The organism is Pseudomonas siliginis, assembly GCF_024072275.1.
Classification (GTDB): Bacteria; Pseudomonadota; Gammaproteobacteria; order Pseudomonadales; family Pseudomonadaceae; genus Aquipseudomonas; species Aquipseudomonas siliginis.
The window spans coordinates 5,951,172-5,974,258 of the sequence record NZ_CP099598.1; the positions used below are offsets into that span (position 1 = coordinate 5,951,172).

Here is a 23,087-nt window from a genome sequence, read left to right on the forward strand (position 1 = left end):
CGTGCCGTAGCGCCTACAGGGATGCCGCAGGCTTGCGCGCGATAATCACCTGACTCTTGGCCACCACCGCATCCAGCGCCTGCTTGATCTGCGCGCCGCGCGGGGAATCCAGCACCGCTTGCCAGGTATTGGCCCAGTGCTCGAGCATCGGGTGATCGGGGTTGCTGAGATCGACCTTGGCTTCCCAGAACAACATCATCCACATCGACCAGTAGAAGCCATATTTACTGTGGCTGATGATCTCCAGCCCGGCGTCGCTGACCATGGCCTTGAACTGGTCTTCGCTGATAATGCGTATGTGATTGGGTTTCTGGAAATACTCCGGCGCGGCGATGTCCTTTTGCAGGTCCTCGGAGCTGGGATGCGGCACGCTCAGCAGATACAAAGCGCCCGGCTTGCCGACACGCACCAGTTCGGCAAGAAACTGCGCGGGATCATCAACATGCTCGATCACCTCGGTGGAGACCACACGCGTCGCCGTTGCGTCGGCGATCGGTAGCGGGTTGCAGTCGGTAATGTGGCATTCGATGTCCCGGGCCGGCGTGTCGCTCAGACGCTGGCGGGTGGCTTCGACCTTGGCCCCATCGATATCGGCAAGAATGATCTTCGCTCCGCGCATACCGCAGAAGTGCACGTTGCCGCCATCACCGCAGCCGACATCAAGCAACGTATCGTCGGCACTCACAGGGAATCCCGTGTACAGCTCGTGGGTTGCCTGGTTGTACCAGCCGCTGAGTTTCGCGTCGTAAAGGCCGAGCGAGTACGGATCAACCTTGTCGGCAACCGCAGCGACCGGTTCTGCTGCAGTCTGTGCAGGCGTTATCGCCGAGAGTTTCTTCAAAAAGCTCAGCATGAGGTGGCTCCGGGTGAGGTAACTGCAGTTCGGGAGGTGTCGAGGCGCTTGACCAGTGCAGCACCGCGATTGCGCATCGGCATTTCGACCACGCGGTAGTTGAGTTCGCTGAGGAGCGCGATCAGGCCAAAGGCAATCAGCATCGTAATGATGGGATGTCCGGCGGGGCTCGGCAGGCCACTGCTCTGCAAGCGAAAGATCAGTTCACGCACCAATAGATACGCCGGAATGTGAATGAGATAGATACCGTAGGAGCGGCTGCCGATCCAGGCCAGGCAGCGCTGAATGCGTCCGGCAGGCATCAGGTAGTCACGGTTGTACGAGGCGATCCAGACCAGCAGCGCACTGAGCACGGCGATCGAACCGATGCGGAAACTGGCCAGGGTAAAACGGTCGGTGGCCATGAAGCTCAACAGCGCTCCAATGACCATCAACGCTGAAATGCCAAGCCATGGTCGGCGCAAGAACGAGGGCTGCCAGCGCTGAAAACCCGGCTGCGCACTCCACATCGCCAACAGCACGCCAAGGGCCAGCGCATCGGTGCGTACTACCATCAGCAAAGGCGTGCGCACAGTCAGAATCTGCACCGCCACCAGCGCCAGCAATGCCCAGACCAGGTGTCGGCGAAACAACAGGATCAGCAACGGAAAGAGCAGGTAGAACTGCTCCTCCAGCGCCAGGCTCCAGTAGACGAAACTGCTGCCGTATTCGTATTGGAAAAAGCTGTCGGCGAAGCGGAAATTGGCGTATTGCAGTACCCCGGCGAGGGTCGCCTGAAGATTGGCGGACAGCGTACCGAACGCACCGGACCGGTTGAAAAACATACAGGCCAGCAGGATCACCGCCAGCCATAACCAGGCCGAAGGCAACAGGCGAAAAGCCCGGCGCAGCCAGAAATGGCGCACCTGTTGCCAGCGCTCCTGGCCCGTCGTGCAGCCTTGCAGCACCGGGATCAAGCTGCGGGCGATGACAAAACCGGAGATCGCAAAAAAAAGGTCGACGCCCCACCACGTCTGCGCCCATTCGTGGATCCGGGCCAGCGACGGCACCGGGTCAGTGAACAGATTGTCCGGCAAATGGTGGAACAACACCGCGAGCACCGCGACCGCACGCAGGACTTCAACGTCCATGATGCGCTTGGCGTTCATGCTTGGGGGGCTTCCAAGGCAGCCGCACGATGCTCGAACAACTGCGTCAGAAACCCTCGCAAACGCTGTTCAGCCACAGTCTGGCTGCAGAACGCCTGCAAACTTACGACTGCCTGCGCCGACATCTCGGCATAGCGCTGCGGCTGGTTTTTCGCGACGTCGTAACTGGCCCGATAGGCCTCGCACAATGAGCTCCAGTTGGTCACATAACGCAGGGTTCGGAAGGCTTTGCGCGGGTCGTGGGGCCAGGCTGTCAGCTCGTCGGTGGACTCGATGAGAAAGGCATTTTCCGTGCTCAGGTAATCGATCATCGCCGTGGTACGCGGCGCCACCGCCGGCTTGCCGCAGGACATGAACTCCATCAGCGGCAGGCACTGACCTTCGCCGTACGAGGTATTGACCACATACCGCGTGGCCTGCACCAGTTGCTCGTAGTCCGGATCGGCAAGGTAACCGTAGATCAGAACGATGCGGCAGCGGTAAGACTGGTTTTTGTACAAATGGTGGAGGATATCGCTGAGCGCTTCTTCGGCGTCGTGGTGAGTGAGCTTGAGCACCAGCGTCGCGTCTTCGACATCGCGAAAACTAACGCAAAAAGCGCTGAGCATGTCTTCCCAGTTCTTGCGCCCGTCACCGGGATTGAACACCGAGGTATAAACCACGCCGTCAAGCACCAGCGTCTGCTCGGAGGCCGGCGCGGCGAAGTCGATGCCGTTGCCGCTGCGCAGGTGCGCCGGCCCGAATGCATTCAGATTGAGGGTGCGGCTGTCCGCGACCAGCCCTTTGATCGTCAGGCTGTAGGCGGTGGCCAGGGCTTGCTCGGGCATTTTCGCGCCACGGGCAGCAAAGCGGTCCCAGACCGGCGCCGGCACCGCGACGATCAGGTACTCGGCACCCATCGCCTCGTGCACGGCATTGACCGTGTAGCTGGAGTGGGTGATCGCTGCGCCACAGGCATGCAAGACGCTACGCCAGTCATTGCGCGGCTCGCCCGCGAAGGCTTCATTGGGGATCGTGCTGAACTCCCACGCAAACACCGGCAGCGTCGGACAGGCCAGCTGAACGGGAGTGCGATGCGGCGGCGAGAACGACAGAAACACGCAGGGCTCGCCACGGCTCAGACACTCCAGATACAGAGCATCGACTTCCGTCTGCGGATCGGCCACTTCCACGACCCGACCGATGCGTTCGAGCACCGGACGATACTCCTTGAGCACGAAGTAATAGCTGTACTCCGAACGCCCGAGGTTCTGCGCAATGGTGTGCCGGTTGGTTTCCGAATGAATGATGATCAGCATGAGGCGTTATCCGTCACAGGCGCAGCATCGGTGGGGCCTGCTGTCAGCGCAAAGAACTCCGCGAGCCGTTTGCGCACCGGCGCGAAGGCGCAGTATTGCTGCATGCGCGCGACGGCGGCGGCAGACATCCGCTGATACTCCTGCGGCTGGGCCTTGGCCATTCGATAGCTGTTTTCGTAGGCGTTTTTCAGCGAGCCCCAGTCGGGGCGGTGCCGCAGCGTGCGGTAGATGATCCGCGTGTCCTGCGGCCAGATCGTCAGCTCTTCACTGGACCTGACCACGAACGCCACCGAGTCATCGATGTAATCTTCCATCGCCGTGTGATCGGGGGCGATCACCGGTTTACCGCTGGACATGAACTCCATCAAGGGCAGGCATAGCCCTTCGCAACGTGACGCGTTGACGTAGAAACTGGCCGCCTGATAGAGCCTGGCGTACTGCGCGTCGTCGAGGTAACCGTGCATCACCACGACCCGACAGGCGAACGGTGTGAGTTGCGCCAGCAGGGTCATCAACTCGCTGTAATAGGACGCCAGATCATTCTGGGTGATCTTGAGCACCAGCGTCGCGTCGGGCGTTTCGCGGAACGCCCAGCAGAATGCGCTGATCAGTCGATGCCAGTTCTTGCGGCCATCCTTGGGATTGAATACCGAGACGTACACCACACCCTCGACTGTGGTTTCGACCACCGATGAGGTGTCCGGCAGATCGAGTGGCGCCGGTTCGATCACGGGCACCGGCGCAGCGCCGCACACCTCAGGCCAACGCTGTTGCAGCCAGCCATGCAAAGCGTCCGGCAGCAGATCGCGAATGCCCTCCCAGTACCAGTTGTGCAGAAATTTCACCCGTGGCACTGGTTCCGCCTGCTCGTGTCCCAGATCCAGCACCCACAGGCGCAGATAATGTCGAGCAATGACCAGTCGGCGTTTGAACGTCAACGGTGGCGGGCGCGCGGCTTCAATTGCTGCGGCCAGTGCAGCCTGCTCTTCAGGGCTGATTGGCGTTGGGATCAGCGCATCGGCTGACAGGCCGAGGGTGCGTGAATCGAAAATACAGCCCTTGATCGCCAGTGCAGTCCCGGGATTGACCGGCATGGGTTGGTGTTGCTGACGAATCGTTGCGAAGCTGTCCCACAACGGCGTCGGCAAAACAAGCACCGGGAACGCTTCGCCCATGGCGCGGCGGATGGCCGCTGCCGTGTGGCTCGACAGAGTGATGACCCGGCCGTGGCGTGCGAGCATGCGTGTCCAGTCCTGACGCGGATCGTCGTCCCACTGTTCATCGGGGATCGAATCGAACTCCCAGGCCACCACGCAGATCGTCGGGCATTCCAGATCAACCGGGGTCTTCTGCGGTGGGGTGAAGGACAGGAACACACTGTCTTCACCTGCGGCGAGCAATTGCCGGTAAATCACATCGACGTCGGCGACAGATCCGGCCACGTGCACGCGCCCCAGGCTTTCCAGCACCGGGCGATAGGCTTTGAGGACAAAGTAATAGCTGTATTCCGGACGCCCCAGACTGGCACTGATGGAGCTGTCGTTGACGTCCGAGTAGAGAATGAAATTCATGGCATCCCACGATGAAGCGCCATCCCGGCGACTTCATGCTATGACGGCCGCGCGTCGGATCGGGTCGGCAGGGCCGGCACTCGTCCGTCATCATCGGGCACGTCTCTGTTCTTGTTTTAGTGGTCAGTTTCACCCCGCGTCGCGGCGTCCGGAAAACAATCGGCCAACTCGCGACGAAGGCCATTCTAAACACATCCATCGCGAGTCCGGGAACCGCCGGGCGAGAATAAATCGGACTATGCTGACGAGAACTGACCAGTCACGGTTTGCCCGGTTGAAATTGCCGAGCAATTGGCACAGATTGGCAACCAAACAACTACAACAACGGCTTCGCCTGCTGTTTGCGCGGATATTCCCCGCTGTATTTCAGACTTATCCCAAAAGCATCCGGGAAAGCGGCGCGAGTCATGACCAAGGGGTCGCTGTTTGAAAAAACGTCTGTTCGTCACGGGCCTCAGCGGCTTCGTGGGACAACACATTCAGTCTCGTCTGGCGTCGCCGGGCTCGTCGTGGGAGCTGCTGCCTGCCGCATCGGCCTACGACCTTACGAACGCCGACAGCCTCATCGACCTTTGGCCCGAGATGCCGGATGCAGTCATTCATCTGGCCGGACAGACCTTCGTGCCGGAAGCCTTTCGTGACCCGGCCCGCACCCTCGACATCAATTTCTTCGGCACCCTCAATCTGTTGCAGGCGCTCAAGGCTCGCGGCTTTGCCGGGACGTTTTTGTACGTCAGCTCCGGCGACGTTTACGGGCAAGTCGGCGAGCAGCACCTGCCGATCACCGAGCAACAACCACCGCTGCCACGCAATCCGTACGCGGTAAGCAAACTTTCAGCGGAGTTCCTCAGTTTGCAATGGGGCCTGAGTGAAGGCTGGCCAGTGCTGGTCGCACGCCCGTTCAACCACATCGGCACCGCGCAGAAGGACAGCTTCGTGATCGCCAGTGCCGCCCGGCAGATCTGCTGTATCAGACAGGGTCTGCAAGCGCCGCAATTGCAAGTCGGCGATATCGACGTGACACGGGATTTTCTTGATGTCGGCGACGTGATCGCAGCGTATTTCGCACTGCTGGAAAACGGTACACCGGGGCAGGTCTACAACATCTGCTCGGGCCGCGAGCAAAGCATTCGCAGCCTGATCGAGCAATTGGCCGATCTGGCCGAAGTCGACGTTGAACTGGTGCCGGATCCGGCGCGCATGCGTCGCGCCGACCAGCGCCGCGTCTGCGGCAGCCACGCAAAACTGGCCAACGCCACAGGATGGGTGCCAGCCATCACCACACAACAATCCCTGCGGGCGATCCTGTCCGACTGGGAGATGCGAGTACGACAACAATGACAAAAAGTGCACTGATTACCGGGATCACGGGCCAGGATGGCGCCTATCTGGCCAAACTGCTGCTGGACAAGGGTTACAAGGTTCACGGCCTCGTTGCTCGACGCAGCAGCGATTCACGCTGGCGCCTGCGCGAGATGGGTGTCGAAGCCGACATCGTCTACCTCGACGGCGACATGGCCGATGCCTGCTCGGTGCAGCGTGCGGTAATCAAATCAGCACCAGACGAAATCTATAACCTCGCCGCACAGAGCTTTGTCGCCGCCTCGTGGGATCAACCGGTCACCACCGGCATCGTCGATGGGCTGGGCGTGACGCACCTGCTCGAAGCGATTCGCCAGTTCAGCCCGCACACGCGCTTCTATCAGGCCTCGACCAGCGAAATGTTCGGCCTGATCCAGGCAGAGCAGCAGGACGAAAACACCCCGTTCTATCCACGCAGCCCTTACGGGGTGGCCAAGCTCTACGGCCACTGGATCACCGTCAACTACCGCGAAAGCTTCAACCTGCACGCCAGCAGCGGCATCCTCTTCAACCATGAATCACCGTTGCGCGGTATGGAGTTCGTCACACGCAAAGTCACCGACGCCGCCGCGCGCATCAAGCAGGGCAAACAGCACGAGTTGGCGCTTGGCAACATTGACGCCAAGCGCGATTGGGGCTTTGCCGGCGATTACGTCGAGGCCATGTGGTTGATGCTGCAACAGGACAAACCCGACGATTTTGTGGTCGCCACGGGCGTCACCACCACCGTGCGCGAAATGTGCCGCATTGCCTTCGATCACGTTGGCCTTAACTACCGTGACTACGTGAAGATCGACCCGGCGTTTTTCCGCCCGGCCGAAGTCGAAGTGCTGCTCGGCAATCCGGCCAAGGCTCAGCGCGTGCTGGGCTGGAAACCGAAAACCGACCTGGATACCTTGATCCGCATGATGATGGATGCGGACATGAAACGCGTCGCCAAGGAGTAGGCCATGCTGATTCCGGTGATTCTGTCCGGCGGTGCCGGCACCCGTTTGTGGCCGGTGTCCCGTGAGGGCCACCCCAAGCCGTTCATGACCCTGCCCGACGGCCAGTCACTGCTGGGCAAGACCTACCAGCGTGCGGCGGCGTTGCTGGACGGCTGGGGCGACATCGTCACGGTGACCAACCGCGAGTATTACTTCCAGAGCAAGGATCACTATTGCGCGGCTCAGGTGTCGCGCCATCGCGGGCACTTTCTGCTGGAGCCGAGCGGGCGCAATACCGCACCGGCGATCGCAGCGGCAGCACTGTCATTACAGGCGCTGCATGGTGACGACGCAATCATGGTGGTGATGCCGGCGGATCATTTGATCGTCAATCAGGACGCCTTGAAGTGTGCGGTCGAGCACGCAGTGAATCTGGCGAAGGACGGTTATCTGGTGACCTTCGGCGTGGTCCCTACCGCGCCGGAAACCGGCTTCGGCTATATCGAAACCGGTGCGCCGCTGGACGCCAGAGGCGCGGCCAAGGTGCAGCGCTTCGTCGAGAAACCCGACCTGCAGACCGCCACGCATTACCTGGAGAGCGGCAACTTCCTGTGGAATTCGGGGATGTTCTGCTTCACCACCGCGACGCTCATTGCCGAACTGCAACTGCACGCACCCGAGTTGCTGGAACAGACCCGCGCCTGCATGGCCGTCAGCGCACCGGTCGAAACGGTCGGCTGCCTGCAACAGGAGTTGTCGTCGACCCTGTTTGCCGAGATCACTGACATCTCCATCGATTACGCATTGATGGAGCGCTCGGAAAAAGTCGTGGTAGTGCCCGCCGGTTTCGATTGGAGCGACATCGGTTCGTGGAACGCGGTCGCCGCGCTGATTCCCGCCGATGCTGATAACAACCGCGCCAGCGGCGAAGCGATCTTCATCGACAGCCACAACAACTTCGTGCAGAGCGAAGGCCGGCTGGTGGCGACCGTCGGTGTGGATAACCTGATCATCGTCGACACCGCCGACGCGGTGCTCGTGGCCCATGCCGACCGCGCTCAGGATGTGCGGCGCGTCGCCAAGCAGCTCAAGGACAAATCCCACGAAGCCTATCGCCTGCACCGCACCGTCAGCCGGCCCTGGGGCACCTACACCGTTCTTGAAGAAGGCCCGCGCTTCAAGATCAAGCGCATCGTGGTCAAACCCGGTGGCAAATTGTCGTTGCAGATGCACCATCACCGCAACGAGCACTGGGTGGTGGTCGAAGGCATGGCCAAGGTCACCAACAACGGTTCCGGCACGACTCTGGTCGCCAAGAACGAATCGACGTTCATTGCCGCCGGCCACAAGCATCGCTTGGAGAACCCCGGGGTGATAGATCTGGTCATCATTGAAGTGCAAAGCGGCGAGTACCTGGGCGAGGACGATATCGTTCGCTTCGAAGATCAATACGGCAGGACGGTCTGAATGCTGCTTTCCCTGTACCGCTCGCTGCACAGCTACCGTGGATTCATCCTCGGCAGCGTGCAGCGCGAGTTTCAAGCGCGTTATCGCAATTCGCTGTTCGGCGCGCTATGGCCGATTTTCAATCCGCTGTCGATGATCATTGTCTACACGGTGATCTTTTCCCAGATCATGCGCGCGCGTTTACCGGGTGTGGACGACAGCATGGCCTACAGCGTCTACCTGTGCGCTGGTCTGCTGGCCTGGGGACTGTTTTCCGAAATAACCCTGCGCAGTCAGAACATGTTTCTGGAAAACGCCAACCTGCTGAAGAAAATCAGCTTCCCGAGGATCTGCCTGCCGGTGATTGTATTGATCAATGCCGGGATCAATTTCGCCATCATCATCAGTCTGTTTCTCGGTTTTCTGCTGATCACCGGGCGCTGGCCGGGAATGGCTTTGCTGGCGCTGATTCCGCTGATTGCTCTGCAAATGATGTTCTGCGCCGGGCTGGGTATGGTCCTTGGCGTGTTGAACGTGTTCTTTCGCGATGTCGGCCAGTTGTTCGGCATCTGCCTGCAGTTCTGGTTCTGGCTGACACCGATCGTCTACCCGATCACGATCCTGCCGGAATGGGTGCAGCGCCTGCTGCAACTCAACCCGCTGACCAAGCTGTTCAGCAGTTATCAGAACCTGTTTCTCTACGGTCAGTGGCCGGTATGGAGTTCGCTGCTGCCGGTATTCATTACTGGCGTGGTGTTCTGTCTGATCGGTCTGCGGCTGTTTCGCCAGCGCGTCGGCGAAATGGTGGATGAACTCTGATGGGACATATTCGCGTCACCGGCCTGGGCAAGGCCTATAAGCAATACCCAAACCGCTGGGCACGGCTGGCCGAGTGGCTGATTCCGTTTTCGCCGCTTCGGCATCAACAGCACTGGGTACTGCAAGATGTCGAATTCGAGATTGCTCCGGGTGAAGCGGTGGGTATCGTCGGCGCCAACGGAGCAGGCAAAAGCACCTTGCTGAAAATGATCACCGGCACCACTCAACCCACCCAAGGCAAGATTGAATTGCAAGGGCGCGTCGCAGCGCTGCTGGAGCTGGGCATGGGTTTCCACCCAGACTTTACCGGTCGGCAGAACGCAATCATGGCCGGTCAGTTGTTGGGCATGCAGCTTGAAGAAATCCAGGCCCTGATGCCCGATATCGAGCACTTCGCTGAAATTGGCGATGCGATCGACCACCCGGTCCGCACTTATTCCAGTGGCATGCAGATGCGCCTGGCGTTCAGTGTCGCCACCGCCCGGCGCCCGGACATCCTGATCGTCGACGAAGCGCTGTCGGTGGGTGATGCCTATTTCCAGCACAAGAGCTTCGAACGCATCCGCAGCTTTCGCAAATCCGGCACGACGTTATTGATCGTGTCCCATGATCGCTTCGCGATTCAGTCGATTTGCGACTCGGCGATCCTGCTCAAGGATGGGCGCGTGGCCATGCGCGGCAAACCGGAGCCGGTTCTCGATTATTACAATGCGCTGATGGCCGAACGTGAGGGTCAGGTAGTACGCCAGGAAACGCTCGCCGGCGGCGAGGTGCAAACGGTCTCCGGCACCGGCGAGGCGGCGATTCTGAGCGTACGCCTGCTCGATGAAAACCAGCGCAGCATTGAGGCTGTCGAAGTCGGCCAACCGGTGGTGCTCGAAGTGCAGGTCGAAGTGCGCAAGGACATCGAACGGCTGGTGCTGGGCTTTATCCTCAAGGATCGCCTCGGCCAGATGATGTACGGCATCAACACCCACCGGCTGAACAAGGCATTGACCGATCTGCGCGCCGGTGAACGCTTCACCTATCGCTTCGCCTTCATCATGGGCCTGGGCAAAGGCAACTATTCGGTGTCGCTGAGCCTGTCGCGTCTGGACTCACATCTGGATCGCAATTTCGAGTGGCGTGACTACGGGATGGTGTTCCAGGTGATCAACAGCCGTCGGGAAGACTTCGTCGGCTGTACCTGGCTGGACGCTAAAACCACCATCAGCCGCGACACCGAGGCCCGGCCTGTCGAGCGTGCGCCATGACCCGCCTCTTGGTTGAATGCACTCACGTATTCAAACACCCCAAGATCAATTCGGGGATCCAGCGCGTGGTGCGCAACGTCATCAAGCAGCTGCCCGCCAGCGCTGACGGCGTTGAGTGCATGCCGGTGGTGGTGATCAATCGCCAGCTCTACCGCGTGCTGCAACTGGCGCCACTCGATACACCGTTCTGGAACAGCCTCGAAACCTTCGGTGAACGCCTGGAGCGCCTCGCCCATCGTTTCTGGCAGTGGCATCAGCGCCGCGATGCGCTATGCACTTCGAAACTGGCGCGGCGGCTCCTTTACGCCAGCTATCGGTTGACCCAGTTTGCCGTGCTCGGCCTGCCGATTCGGCTCGTCAGACGGATCAATCGCAGGCAGCTGCTTAAACGTTGCTCGCCGCTTCAACACCACCCGGGCGATCAACTGGTGCTGCTGGATTCATCCTGGCACTCGGACTTTTTCGCCCATGTCGAGCAGCTCAAACGCGACGGCGTCGGCATGATCGCGGTGATCTACGACCTTATTCCGCTGACGCATCCGCAGTTTTACGACACGCGGCTGGTCGAAGTTTTCAACGAGTGGTTCGACTGGATCACCCGCACGGCCGATGGCTACATGGCGATTTCCGCCACAGTGCGTGATCAGGTGCGTGGTGAATTGCAACGCAGAGTCGGTGCCGAGCAGACTGAAAAGCGCTGGTTCGATTACTTTTATCTGGGGTCCGAGCTCGATCTGCAGCACAGCGAAGCCACGGTCGAACCGCGCCTGAGTGACCTGTTCACTGCGACCGAAGCGGTTTTTCTGATGGTCAGCACCATCGAGCCGCGCAAGAACCATGGGTACCTGCTCGACGCCTTCGAACGCGCCTGGGCTGCCGGTTCGACCGCACGCTTGTGCATCGCCGGGCGTATCGGCTGGAAATGCGAGGCGCTGCTTGAGCGAATCCGCAATCATCCGGAACTGAATCGGCGCCTGTTCATGTTCAATGACCTGAGCGACACCAGCCTCGAATACGCCTATGCGCAGGCCAGCGCGTTGGTGTTTCCTTCGTTTGTCGAAGGCTTCGGCCTGCCACTGGTAGAAGCCATGCAGCGCGGTTTGCCAGCGATGGGCAGCGACGTCGCGGTATTCCGCGAAATCGGTGGCGAGTTCATGGCGTATTTCGATCTGCTGGATCCACAAAACCTTGCCGATCTGATCGAAACCTATCAGCGCAGCGGACAGTTTCCCGCCGCCCGCGACGTCGCTGACTGGCGCTGGATCGGCTGGCGCGAGGCCAGTGAGCAGTTGGCGACACGCAGCCTTGCCCATGTTCAGCAGGCCCTGCGCGTGCAAGCGAGGCCGCATGCGCATTGCTCTTAACGCCCGCATCCTGCAAGCGCCGCGCACCGGCATTGGCCACTACGTCGCCGAACTGGTCAACGCCTTGCGCAGCGAACCCGATGTGGACGTAAGCCTGTTTCACGGATGGGGCTGGAGTTCGGCCCTGCCGGACGCGGCCATGCCCGGCTACTCGCGCATGACGCCATTGCTGCGAAAAATTCCCGGGGCCTATCAGGCACGCCGCTGGCTGGAGCAGAAACGTTTCGATCAGGTGCGTGCACAAAAGATTGATCTTTATCACGAGCCAAGCCTGTGGCCGCTGGCCTTCGACGGCCCGACCGTGATCACCCTGCATGATCTGACGCACCTGCATTTTCCAGAAACCCAGCCACCTGCACGTTTGAGGGAAATCGAACGTCGTCTGGCCGCCGGCGTGGAGCAGGCGCGGGTCATTCTGACCGATTCGCAGGCGATCGCTGACGAGGCGCAGGCCTACTTTAATCTCCCTGCACAGCAATTCGTTGTGGCGCCGTTGGGTGTGTCCGAGCGCTTCCGTCCCCGGCCACTTGAGGAAATCGACAGTGTGCTCAAGGCTCACGCCGTCCAGGCACGGGAATATTTCCTCTGTGTCGGCACCCTGGAGCCGCGCAAGAACCTGAGCCTGGCGTTGCAGGCCCACGCCCTGCTGCCAGACGCCGTGCGCCAGCGCTTTCCCTTGTTGATTGCAGGCATGGCCGGATGGCAGCGCGAGCAGTTCAGCGAGCCACTGCGCCAGGCATTGGCCAGCGGCCACGTGTGCCTGCTCGGCTATCTGCCCGATGAGCAATTGGCGCAACTGCTGGCCGGCGCCCGGGCGCTGATATTTCCGTCGTTGTATGAGGGCTTTGGCTTGCCGGTGCTGGAAGCCATGGCCAGTGGCACACCGGTGGTGACCACCCGTTCTTCGGCGATGCCGGAAGTGGCTGGCGCGGCTGGCAACTATATTGAAGCGGACGATGCCGAGGGTCTGCGTGATGCAATGGGCCGGCTGATCGACGACTCGCTGCATTGGCAGGCCTGCCGCGAAGCGGGATTGCAGCAGGCGGCACTTTTTTCCTGGCAACGTTGTGCACAGGCTACGGCTGGTGCCTACCGCCAGGCCATGGGAGGTTGAATGCGCGTTCTTCATTTCTTCAAGACGTACCTGCCCGATTCGGTCGGCGGCATCGAACAAGTCATCTTTCAGTTGTGCGAAAGCGGCGCTCAGCATGGCATCGATGGGCAAGTGCTGACCCTCAGCACCAATCCGACACCGCCCGTGGTGCAACTGGGTCAGCACGAAGTACATCGGGCGAAGCTGGATATCCAGTTCGCCTCGACCGGGTTTTCCTGGAGTGTGTTCAAGCAGTTCCGTGAGCTGGCCGCCGAAGCCGACGTGATCAACTATCACTTCCCCTGGCCGTTCATGGACCTGGTGCATTTCGCCAGCGCCGTGAACAAGCCGAGCGTGGTCACCTATCACTCGGACATCATTCGCCAAAAGCATCTGCTCAAGCTCTATCGGCCACTGATGAATCGCTTCCTCGCCAGCGCCGACCGCATCGTTGCTGCATCGCCGAACTATCTGCACACCAGCGATGTGCTGCAGCAGTTTCAGGACAAGACCCGCGTTATCCCCTACGGCCTGAATAAAGCAGGTTATCCACAGCCCGATACCGAACGCATGAACCGCTGGCGCCAACAGCTTGGGGATAAGTTTTTTCTGTTCGTCGGGGTGATGCGTTATTACAAGGGCCTGCACATCCTGCTCGATGCGCTCAAAGACATCGATTATCCCGTGGTGATTGTCGGTGCCGGTCCGCTGGAGCAGGAACTGCATGCACAGGCCGCCGCGCTGGGCCTGCGCAATATTCATTTCCTCGGCCGTCTGAGTGACGAGGACAAAGTGGCGTTGCTGCAATTGAGTTACGCGATCGTATTTCCTTCGCACCTGCGCTCCGAGGCTTTCGGGATTTCGTTGCTCGAAGGCGCGATGTACGGCAAACCGATGATCTCCAGCGAAATCGGCACCGGCACCAGTTTCATCAATATCCACAATGAAACCGGACTGGTGGTGCCGCCGAGCAATCCACAGGCCTTTCGGGAAGCCATGCGTACGCTATGGGACAACCCTGAGCGTGCTGCCGAGATGGGGACCAAAGCCGAAGCGCGCTATCGGCAGTTGTTCACCGCCGATGAAATGGGCCGCAAGTGGACGGAGTTGTATCAAGAACTGTTGGCAGAAAAAGCGCTGTCCTACGCTTGAAGGCGGGAGATCACGCCGTCTTCTGCAACCCGGCCACCGTGCGCGGCATAGCGACAAAACCCGGCAATGCCTCGATCCGTGCCAGCCAGGCGCGAACGTTGGCGTAGTCGTCCAGCGCGACATTGCCCTCCGGGGCATGCGCAATGTAGCTGTAGGCAGACACGTCAGCGATGGTCGGCTCTTCGCCCGCCAGATACGCAGTTTTACCCAACTCCAGCTCCATGACCTTGAGCAGATTGTGCGCACGGCCGATGACTTCCTCGGCATTCAGTTGCGCACCAAACACCGTGATCAGGCGTGCCGCCGCCGGGCCAAATGCAATCGGTCCCGCCGCTGCCGACAGCCAGCGCTGCACATGCGCTGCGCCCACCGGGTCGGCCGGCAGCCAGCGTCCGTTGCCATATTTCTGCGCCAGATAAACCAGAATCGCATTGGAATCGGCCAGCACCACGCCGTTGTCATCAATCGCCGGCACTTGGCCAAAGCTGTTGATCGCCAGGTACTGCGGCTGCTTGTGCTCACCTTTGGCCAGATCGACGAAGATCAGCTCGGTCGGCAGTTGCAGCAGCGACAGCATCAACTCGACGCGGTGGGCGTGACCGGAACGGGGAAAGTTGTAGAGTTTGATCGCTTGCATGGTCGACTCCGCTGGAAAGTGACGCCGCTACGGGGATGAGCGCGCCGATGGAGTCATCATCTATGGGTTGCCGGAACAACAGAATAACCAGCCACTGCAATCGATTATTTCATCTCGTGCAATAACGCCGCAGCACTCAAGGCTGGATGCTCACGCAGCGCCTTCACGGCGAAGTCGACAAAACTGCGGATCCGCGCCGGTGCCTTGCGCCCGCCCTGATACACCACATGGATCGGCAACGGTGGCAATTCAAACTCGGCGAGGACGATTTCCAGCTCCCCCGCCGCGACTTTGTCCGCCACTTGATAGGACAGCACTCGCGTCAGGCCCAGGCCTTTGCGCGCAGCGGTGATCGCCGACTGATTGGCCGTGACGGTCAGGCGCGGTTCGGTGCGCACACTGAGTGCTTCACCGCCGTCGAGAAACGGCCAATTGCGTTGCTGGCCGATCGCCGACGTCGCCACCACCGGCAGCCCGGCCAAGGCCTGCGGATGCTCCGGGCGGCCATGTTCAGCCAGAAACCCCGGCGAAGCGCAGATTACCCGCCGCACTTCCCCAACGCGAATCGCATGCTGATTGCTGTCCGGCAGCTCACCGATGCGTACCGCGACATCAATGCCCTCCTCGACCATGTTGACGACCCGGTCCAGCAACAGCGCGTTGATCGACACATCCGGATAACGACAAAGGTAATCGGCCATCACTGGCGTCACGAACAGATCGCCAAACAGCACCGGCGCAGTAATCGTCAACTGCCCGCGCGGCAAGGCATGGCTGCCCGCCGCCGAATCCTCGGCCTCCTGCACCTCGGCAAGAATCCGCCGGCAGTCATCGAAATAACGCTGCCCGGCTTCGGTGAGATGCACGGTGCGCGTGGTACGCACCAGCAGCTGCGTACCGATATGCTGCTCCAGCGCCGCCACCGCCCGGGTGACACTCGCCGCCGACAGACCCAGACGCCGCGACGCCGCCGAAAAGCCTTGCTCCTGGGCGACGACAACGAAGATCTGCATTTCCTGAAAGCGGTCCATCGAATTCCTCCGGGCGGATACGACAATCGCAGCCGAGGCTGCGATTGTGGGAGAGCTTAGATCAACGGTGGATAACTTATTCCACGGTGACCGATTTCGCCAGGTTGCGCGGTTGATCGACGTCGGTGCCCTTGAGCACGGCGACGTAGTACGACAACAGTTGCAACGGGATCGTATAAAGGATCGGCGAGAGAATGTCGTGGATGTGCGGCATTTGCACCACGTGGGTACCTTCGCCGTTGGTCATCGCAGCCTTCTCATCCGCGAACACGATCAACTCGCCGCCGCGAGCGCGGACTTCCTGGAGATTGGATTTGAGCTTTTCCAGCAGTTCGTTGTTCGGCGCGACGGTCACCACTGGCATGTCGTTATCCACAAGTGCCAGCGGCCCGTGTTTGAGCTCGCCGGCCGGGTAGGCTTCGGCATGGATGTAGGAGATTTCCTTGAGTTTCAAGGCACCTTCCATCGCGACCGGGAATTGCGCGCCACGGCCGAGGAACAGGGTGTGGTTTTTCTCGGCAAACAGCTCGGCGATTTTTTCCACGGTGCTGTCCATCGCCAGCGCTTCGCCGAGACGGGTCGGCAGGCGACGCAGTTCTTCGACAAGTGTGGCTTCGACGCCGTTGGCCAGAGTGCCGCGCACCTGTCCCAGCGACAGGGTCAGCAGCAACAGGCCGACCAGTTGCGTGGTAAAGGCTTTGGTCGAGGCCACACCGATTTCGCGGCCGGCCTGGGTCAACAGGGTCAGATCGGATTCGCGCACCAGCGAGCTGATGCCGACGTTGCAGATCGCCAGGCTGGCGAGGAAGCCCAGCTCCTTGGCATTGCGCAGGGCCGCGAGGGTGTCCGCGGTTTCACCGGACTGCGAGATGGTCACGAACAGCGTGTCTGGCTGCACTACCACTTTGCGATAACGGAATTCGCTGGCGACTTCCACCTGGCACGGGATGCCGGCCAGTTCTTCGAGCCAGTAACGCGCGACCATGCCGGCGTGATAGCTGGTGCCGCAGGCGACGATCTGCACGTTGCGTACTTTGGCAAACAGCTCGGCAGCTTGCGGACCGAAGGCCTCAACCAGCACTTGATTGTTGCCCAGGCGACCTTCGAGAGTGCGCTGGACCACGGCCGGTTGCTCGTGGATTTCCTTGAGCATGTAGTGGCGGAACTCGCCCTTGTCGGCGGCTTCGGCACCATCGGTGTACTGCACGGTCTGGCGCTCGACAGCGTTGCCGTTCACGTCCCAGATCTGCACGCTGTCGCGACGGATTTCAGCGATATCGCCTTCTTCCAGGTACATGAAGCGGTCAGTGACCTGACGCAGAGCGAGTTGGTCGGAAGCGAGGAAGTTCTCGCCCAGACCCAGGCCGATCACCAATGGACTGCCACTGCGCGCGGCAACCAGGCGATCCGGTTGGCTCGCATTGATCACCGCCAGACCGTAGGCACCGTGCAGCTCCTTGACAGTCGCTTTGAGCGCGGCAGTCAGGTCCGGTTGTTCCTTGAGCTTGTGGGTCAGCAGGTGGGCGATGACTTCGGTGTCGGTGTCCGAGCTGAACGAGTAACCCAAGGCTTTGAGTTGTTCGCGCAGGGCTTCGTGGTTCTCGATGATGCCGTTGTGCACCACCGCGATGTCACCGGAAAAATGCGGGTGAGCGTTGCGCTCGCACGGCGCGCCATGGGTCGCCCAACGAGTGTGGGCGATACCGAGACGACCGGACAGCGGCTGTTCGGCCAGCGCGGTTTCCAGTTCGCTGACCTTGCCCGGACGGCGCATGCGTTCCAGGGTCTGGTCATTGGTATAAACCGCCACACCGGCGCTGTCATAGCCGCGGTATTCGAGGCGCTTCAGGCCTTCGAGAAGGATGGCGGTGATATTACGTTCAGCTACAGCGCCGACAATGCCACACATGGTTATTTCTCCTGACTGACAGCCGCACAGATCAAAGTGATCCCGCGGGCCTGAAGCTGATCGCGTGCCTCGACAGACAGGCGATCATCGGTAATGAGGGTATGGATGCTGCTCCAGGGCAGCTCCAGGTTGGGAATCTTGCGACCGATCTTGTCGGCCTCGACCATGACGATCACTTCTCGCGCAACGTCGGCCATCACCCGGCTGAGGCCGAGCAGTTCATTGAAGGTGGTGGTGCCGCGCACCAGATCGATACCGTCAGCGCCGATGAACAGTTGATCGAAGTCGTAAGAGCGTAGTACCTGCTCGGCGACCTGGCCCTGAAAGGATTCCGAGTGCGGATCCCAGGTGCCGCCGGTCATCAGTAGCACCGGCTCGTGTTCCAGTTCGCTCAAGGCATTGGCGACATGCAGCGAGTTGGTCATCACCACCAGACCCGGTTGCTGGCCCAGTTCGGGAATCATCGCGGCGGTGGTGCTGCCGCTGTCGATGATGATGCGCGCGTGCTCGCGGATGCGTTTGACCGCCGCGCGGGCGATCGCCTGCTTGTACTTGGAAATACTCTGCGCCGTTTCTGCGACCAGCTCTTGAGGCATGGTGATCGCACCGCCGTAACGACGTAGCAACAAACCATGGGTTTCCAGCGCGGCGAGATCCTTGCGAATCGTAACTTCCGAAGTTTCGAAACGCTTGGCCAGCTCGTCGACACTGACTTCGCCCTGCTCATTGAGCAAGGCGAGGATGTTATGGCGACGTTGGGGAGTGTTACGCTTGGACATGGCGACTTAAGTTTCGATTCGAAAGATAACGCAAGCAATGAAACTCTATCGAAAGGTTGCCGTCAAGACACGAAGAGAAAAATTCAGAAAGATTGAAATGACTGTGGGAGCGAGCCCGCTCGCGAAAGGGGAGTCCTAGCCACTCAAGACGTGACGGAGAGACCGCATTCGCGAACAGGCACGCTCCCACAGGGGATTGTGGATAAATCAGGATTTTTTGATTTTTTCCGGCCGCTTCCAGCCGTCGATGTTCTTCTGGCGGGCTCGGCCTACCGCCAACTGAGCGTTATCCACATTTTGCGTGATGGTCGAGCCGGCCGCAGTCGTCGCACCGTTGGAGATATCCACAGGCGCGACCAGCGAGTTGTTGGAACCGATGAACACATCAGCACCCAGCACGGTTTTCCACTTGTTGGCGCCATCGTAGTTGCAAGTGATGGTGCCGGCGCCGATGTTGGTGCGTGCGCCGATTTCTGCATCGCCCAGATAGGTCAGATGGCCAGCCTTGGCACCCTCGCCCATGTGTGCATTTTTCAGCTCAACGAAGTTACCCACATGGGCGCGCGCTTCGAGCACAGTGCCCGGGCGTAAACGCGCGAAGGGACCAGCGTCACTGCCTTCACCGAGAATGGCGCCTTCTATATGACTGTTGGCCTTGATTACCACGCCTTTGCGCAGGGTGCTGTCCTTGATCACGCAGTTCGGGCCGATCTGTACGTCGTCTTCAATGATGACCTTGCCTTCGAGGATCACGTTGATGTCGATCAGCACATCGCGACCGACGCTGACTTCGCCGCGCACGTCGAAGCGGGCCGGGTCACGCAGGGTCACGCCCTCAGCCATCAGGCGGCGGCCGGCGCGCAACTGATAATGACGCTCCAGTTCAGAGAGCTGCTTGCGATCGTTGGCGCCCTGCACTTCCATCGGGTCGTGCGGCTGTTCGGTGGCAACCACCAGACCATCGCTGACCGCCATTTCGATCACGTCGGTGAGGTAGTACTCGCCCTGCGCGTTGTTGTTCGACAGGCGACTCATCCAGTCTGCCAGCCGATTGGCCGGCACAGCGAGGATGCCGGTGTTGCCCTCGGTGATGGCTCGTTGCGCTTCGCTGGCATCTTTGTGCTCGACGATGGCCGCGACCTTGCCGTCGGCATCGCGCACGATGCGGCCGTAACCGGTCGGGTCATCCAGCTCGACAGTGAGCAAACCCATCTGCCCCGGTACGACATGCTTGAGCAGACGTTGCAGGGTTTCGACTTCGATCAGCGGCACATCACCGTAAAGAATCAGCACGGTGTCGGCATCAATGAACGGCACCGCCTGGGCGGTGGCGTGGCCAGTGCCCAGTTGCTTGTCCTGCAACACGAAATTCAGGTCATCAGCTGCCAGCCGCTCACGCACCACATCGGCACCGTGACCGATCACCACGTGAATGCGTTGTGGATCAAGTTGCCGAGCGCTGTGGATAACATGGCCGAGCATGGAATTGCCGGCAATCGGGTGCAGCACCTTGGGCAGCGCCGAGCGCATGCGCGTGCCTTGACCGGCCGCGAGGATAACGATTTCGAGAGACATGACTGGCTACCAATCCTGGGTGGTCAGCAACTGCGACCGGGTTTGAAATTCGGAAAAGAAAAAAGGGTAGCCGAGGCTACCCTTTTTTATCAATCGCACAACAAGCGGATGACGGATTAACCGCCAAACTTCTTGCGGATCTGCTGGACGGTGCGCAGCTGGGCTGCAGCCTCGGCCAGACGAGTGGCAGCGGCGCCGTAATCGAAGTCCGCGCCTTTTTCGTTCAGGGCATTCTCGGCAGCCTTGAGAGCTGCCTGAGCCTGAGCTTCATCCAGGTCGGCGGCACGTTGCACGGTATCGGCAAGTACCTTGACCATGTTCGGCTGAACCTCGAGGAAACCACCGGAGATGTAGAACACCTCGGCTTCCCCGCCTTGCTTGATCAGGCGGATCGGACCCGGCTTGAGATTAGTGATCAGCGGCGCGTGACCCAGAGCGATACCAAGATCACCCAGTGCACCGTGCGCAATCACCATCTCGACCAGGCCGGAAAAGATTTCCCCTTCCGCGCTGACGATATCGCAATGGACTGTCATAGCCATCTGATTGCCTCAACCTAAATTAGCGCCCGTTGCCGGGCGCCGGGATTACAGTTTCTTGGCTTTCTCGATCGCTTCTTCGATGCCGCCAACCATGTAGAACGCTTGTTCTGGCAGGTGGTCGTAGTCACCGTTGAGGATGCCTTTGAAGCCAGCAATGGTGTCTTTCAGGGAAACGTATTTACCCGAAGCACCGGTGAAGACTTCAGCCACGAAGAACGGCTGCGACAAGAAGCGCTGGATCTTACGAGCACGGTTAACCAACTGTTTGTCGGCTTCCGACAGCTCGTCCATACCCAGGATCGCGATGATGTCTTTCAGCTCTTTGTAACGCTGCAGAACATACTGAACGCCGCGAGCGGTGTCGTAGTGGTCCTGACCGATCACGTTCGGGTCCAGCTGGCGCGAAGTCGAATCCAGTGGATCTACCGCTGGGTAGATACCCAGGGAAGCGATGTCACGGGACAGAACGACGGTGGCGTCCAAGTGGGCGAAGGTGGTCGCTGGCGACGGGTCGGTCAAGTCGTCCGCAGGTACGTATACCGCTTGGATCGAGGTGATCGAACCTTCCTTGGTCGAAGTGATACGTTCCTGCAGAACGCCCATCTCTTCAGCCAGGGTCGGCTGGTAACCTACTGCCGAAGGCATACGGCCCAGCAGTGCGGATACTTCAGTACCGGCCAGGGTGTAACGATAGATGTTGTCGACGAACAGCAGAACGTCGTTACCTTCGTCACGGAACTTCTCGGCCATGGTCAGGCCGGTCAGTGCTACGCGCAGACGGTTTCCCGGCGGCTCGTTCATCTGACCGTAAACCAGTGCCACTTTGTCCAGAACGTTGGAGTCCTTCATCTCGTGGTAGAAGTCGTTACCCTCACGAGTACGCTCACCCACACCGGCGAACACGGAATAACCGCTGTGCTCGATGGCGATGTTACGGATCAGTTCCATCATGTTTACGGTTTTGCCTACACCGGCACCACCGAACAGACCGACTTTACCGCCCTTGGCGAACGGGCAGACCAGGTCGATAACCTTGATGCCGGTTTCCAGCAGGTCGTTGCCGCCTGCTTGCTCGGCGAACGAAGGTGCTGCGCGGTGAATGCCCCAGCGCTCTTCGGTGTCGATCGGGCCAGCTTCGTCGATCGGGTTACCGAGGACGTCCATGATCCGGCCCAGGGTCGCTTTACCGACCGGTACGGAGATGGCTGCGCCAGAGTCGGTGACTTCCAGACCGCGCTTCAAGCCCTCGGTGGAACCCATCGCAATGGTACGCACCACGCCGTCGCCCAGCTGCTGCTGAACTTCCAGGGTGGTTGCGGCCGCGCTTTGTACAGTCAGCGCGTTGTAGATGCTCGGTACGCTGTCGCGTGGAAATTCCACGTCGATAACGGCGCCGATGATTTGAACGATACGTCCGCTACTCATAGCTGGATCCTCTGAATATTTGAACCGTTAAACCGCGGCAGCGCCGCCGACGATTTCCGAGATCTCTTGGGTGATCGCAGCCTGACGCGCCTTGTTGTAGATCAGCTGCAAATCGCTGATCAAATCACCGGCGTTGTCGGTAGCGTTCTTCATCGCGATCATCCGCGCAGCCTGTTCAGCCGCGTTGTTCTCGACCACCGCCTGGTAGACCTGCGACTCGACGTAACGGACCATCAAGCCGTCAAGCAGCTCTTTGGCGTCCGGTTCGTAGAGATAGTCCCAGTGGTGCTTGAGATCCTGATCCGGGGTTGCCACCAGTGGAATCAACTGCTCCACGGTAGGCTGTTGCGTCATGGTGTTGATGAACTTGTTGGACACCACGGACAGGCGGTCGATACGGCCGTCCAGGTAGGCATCCAGCATCACCTTGACGCTGCCGATCAGATCATTGATCGACGGCTCTTCACCCAGGTGGCTGATAGCTGCAACGACGTTACCGCCGAAGTTGCGGAAAAAGGCCGCACCCTTGCTACCGACTACACACAGATCAATCTCGACGCCGTTTTCGCGGTTTACCGCCATGTCCTTGACCAGGGCCTTGAACAGGTTGGTGTTCAAGCCGCCGCACAGACCACGGTCACTGCTCACAACGACATAACCGACGCGCTTGATTTCGCGGTCGATCATGAACGGGTGGCGGTATTCCGGGTTGGCGTTGGCCAGATGCCCAATTACCTGGCGGATACGCTCCGCATAAGGACGGCTAGCAGCCATGCGCATTTGTGCCTTGCGCATTTTGCTGACCGCCACTTTTTCCATGGCGCTGGTAATCTTTTGCGTGCTTTTGATGCTCGCAATCTTACTGCGAATCTCTTTTGCGCCTGCCATGTAACACCTATCAGGT

20 protein-coding genes are annotated in these 23,087 nt (G+C 60.0%); 8 read left to right on the forward strand and 12 right to left on the reverse strand.

Going from position 1 to position 23,087, the window contains the following annotated elements; translation table 11 throughout:
* Positions 1–13: 13 nt before the first annotated feature.
* Genes NF676_RS27365 through NF676_RS27380 form a run of 4 tightly spaced genes read right to left on the reverse strand, consistent with a single transcriptional unit; the run spans position 14 to position 4,870 of the window.
* Entirely contained in the window at positions 14–853 is an 840-nt protein-coding gene (locus NF676_RS27365) for a class I SAM-dependent methyltransferase (RefSeq protein ID WP_252887050.1), read from the reverse strand.
* Complete coding sequence (locus NF676_RS27370) at positions 847–2,001, reverse strand: acyltransferase family protein (RefSeq protein ID WP_252887051.1); 1,155 nt, start codon at positions 1,999–2,001, stop codon at positions 847–849. Before NF676_RS27370 ends, NF676_RS27365 begins: the two co-directional genes overlap by 7 nt.
* Entirely contained in the window at positions 1,998–3,299 is a 1,302-nt protein-coding gene (locus NF676_RS27375; protein WP_252887052.1) for a glycosyltransferase, read from the reverse strand. The genes NF676_RS27370 and NF676_RS27375 overlap by 4 nt, the downstream gene beginning before the upstream one ends.
* On the reverse strand, positions 3,293–4,870 hold the full coding sequence (locus NF676_RS27380) for a glycosyltransferase (RefSeq protein WP_252887053.1): 1,578 nt from the start codon (positions 4,868–4,870) through the stop codon (positions 3,293–3,295). The genes NF676_RS27375 and NF676_RS27380 overlap by 7 nt, the downstream gene beginning before the upstream one ends.
* A gap of 426 nt (positions 4,871–5,296) precedes the next feature.
* Here NF676_RS27380 and NF676_RS27385 point away from each other — a divergent pair, with 426 nt between their 5' ends.
* Genes NF676_RS27385 through NF676_RS27420 form a run of 8 tightly spaced genes read left to right on the forward strand, consistent with a single transcriptional unit; the run spans position 5,297 to position 14,285 of the window.
* A complete protein-coding gene (locus tag NF676_RS27385; protein ID WP_252887054.1) occupies positions 5,297–6,211 on the forward strand; it encodes a GDP-mannose 4,6-dehydratase in 915 nt (304 codons plus the stop codon).
* On the forward strand, positions 6,208–7,179 hold the full coding sequence (gmd, locus tag NF676_RS27390) for a GDP-mannose 4,6-dehydratase (RefSeq protein ID WP_095181177.1): 972 nt from the start codon (positions 6,208–6,210) through the stop codon (positions 7,177–7,179). Before NF676_RS27385 ends, gmd begins: the two co-directional genes overlap by 4 nt.
* A 3-nt stretch (positions 7,180–7,182) precedes the next feature.
* Positions 7,183–8,625, forward strand: coding sequence for a mannose-1-phosphate guanylyltransferase/mannose-6-phosphate isomerase (locus NF676_RS27395; protein ID WP_056791065.1), 1,443 nt, complete (start codon positions 7,183–7,185; stop codon positions 8,623–8,625).
* Positions 8,626–9,423, forward strand: a complete 798-nt coding sequence (locus NF676_RS27400) for an ABC transporter permease (RefSeq protein ID WP_236167826.1) — start codon at positions 8,626–8,628, stop codon at positions 9,421–9,423.
* A complete protein-coding gene (locus NF676_RS27405) occupies positions 9,423–10,676 on the forward strand; it encodes an ABC transporter ATP-binding protein (RefSeq protein WP_056791071.1) in 1,254 nt (417 codons plus the stop codon). The genes NF676_RS27400 and NF676_RS27405 overlap by 1 nt, the downstream gene beginning before the upstream one ends.
* Positions 10,673–12,040, forward strand: a complete 1,368-nt coding sequence (locus NF676_RS27410) for a glycosyltransferase family 4 protein (protein ID WP_252887055.1) — start codon at positions 10,673–10,675, stop codon at positions 12,038–12,040. The genes NF676_RS27405 and NF676_RS27410 overlap by 4 nt, the downstream gene beginning before the upstream one ends.
* Positions 12,024–13,154: a glycosyltransferase family 4 protein gene (locus NF676_RS27415; RefSeq protein WP_150637253.1), complete on the forward strand. Its 1,131-nt coding sequence runs from the start codon at positions 12,024–12,026 to the stop codon at positions 13,152–13,154. The genes NF676_RS27410 and NF676_RS27415 overlap by 17 nt, the downstream gene beginning before the upstream one ends.
* Positions 13,155–14,285, forward strand: coding sequence for a glycosyltransferase family 4 protein (locus NF676_RS27420; RefSeq protein ID WP_252887056.1), 1,131 nt, complete (start codon positions 13,155–13,157; stop codon positions 14,283–14,285).
* A gap of 10 nt (positions 14,286–14,295) precedes the next feature.
* Here NF676_RS27420 and NF676_RS27425 read toward each other — a convergent pair whose 3' ends face one another.
* The 8 genes from NF676_RS27425 to atpG form a co-directional block, all read right to left on the reverse strand.
* Positions 14,296–14,922, reverse strand: a complete 627-nt coding sequence (locus NF676_RS27425) for a glutathione S-transferase family protein (protein ID WP_252868517.1) — start codon at positions 14,920–14,922, stop codon at positions 14,296–14,298.
* Between the two features lie 104 nt (positions 14,923–15,026).
* Positions 15,027–15,953 carry a LysR family transcriptional regulator gene (locus NF676_RS27430; protein ID WP_041476539.1) on the reverse strand — a complete coding sequence of 309 codons (927 nt, stop codon included), beginning with the start codon at positions 15,951–15,953 and terminating at the stop codon, positions 15,027–15,029.
* Between the two features lie 76 nt (positions 15,954–16,029).
* Complete coding sequence (glmS, locus tag NF676_RS27435; protein WP_252868518.1) at positions 16,030–17,862, reverse strand: glutamine--fructose-6-phosphate transaminase (isomerizing); 1,833 nt, start codon at positions 17,860–17,862, stop codon at positions 16,030–16,032.
* Positions 17,863–17,864: 2 nt separating this feature from the next.
* Positions 17,865–18,641 carry a DeoR/GlpR family DNA-binding transcription regulator gene (locus NF676_RS27440; protein ID WP_016772409.1) on the reverse strand — a complete coding sequence of 259 codons (777 nt, stop codon included), beginning with the start codon at positions 18,639–18,641 and terminating at the stop codon, positions 17,865–17,867.
* A gap of 207 nt (positions 18,642–18,848) precedes the next feature.
* Positions 18,849–20,216, reverse strand: a complete 1,368-nt coding sequence (glmU, locus tag NF676_RS27445) for a bifunctional UDP-N-acetylglucosamine diphosphorylase/glucosamine-1-phosphate N-acetyltransferase GlmU (RefSeq protein ID WP_056791096.1) — start codon at positions 20,214–20,216, stop codon at positions 18,849–18,851.
* A 116-nt stretch (positions 20,217–20,332) separates the two neighbouring features.
* Positions 20,333–20,758, reverse strand: coding sequence for a F0F1 ATP synthase subunit epsilon (locus NF676_RS27450; RefSeq protein ID WP_016772407.1), 426 nt, complete (start codon positions 20,756–20,758; stop codon positions 20,333–20,335).
* Between the two features lie 45 nt (positions 20,759–20,803).
* A complete protein-coding gene (atpD, locus tag NF676_RS27455; RefSeq protein WP_016772406.1) occupies positions 20,804–22,183 on the reverse strand; it encodes a F0F1 ATP synthase subunit beta in 1,380 nt (459 codons plus the stop codon).
* 27 nt (positions 22,184–22,210) lie between these two features.
* Entirely contained in the window at positions 22,211–23,071 is an 861-nt protein-coding gene (gene atpG, locus NF676_RS27460) for a F0F1 ATP synthase subunit gamma (protein WP_007911960.1), read from the reverse strand.
* Positions 23,072–23,087 lie beyond the last annotated feature (16 nt).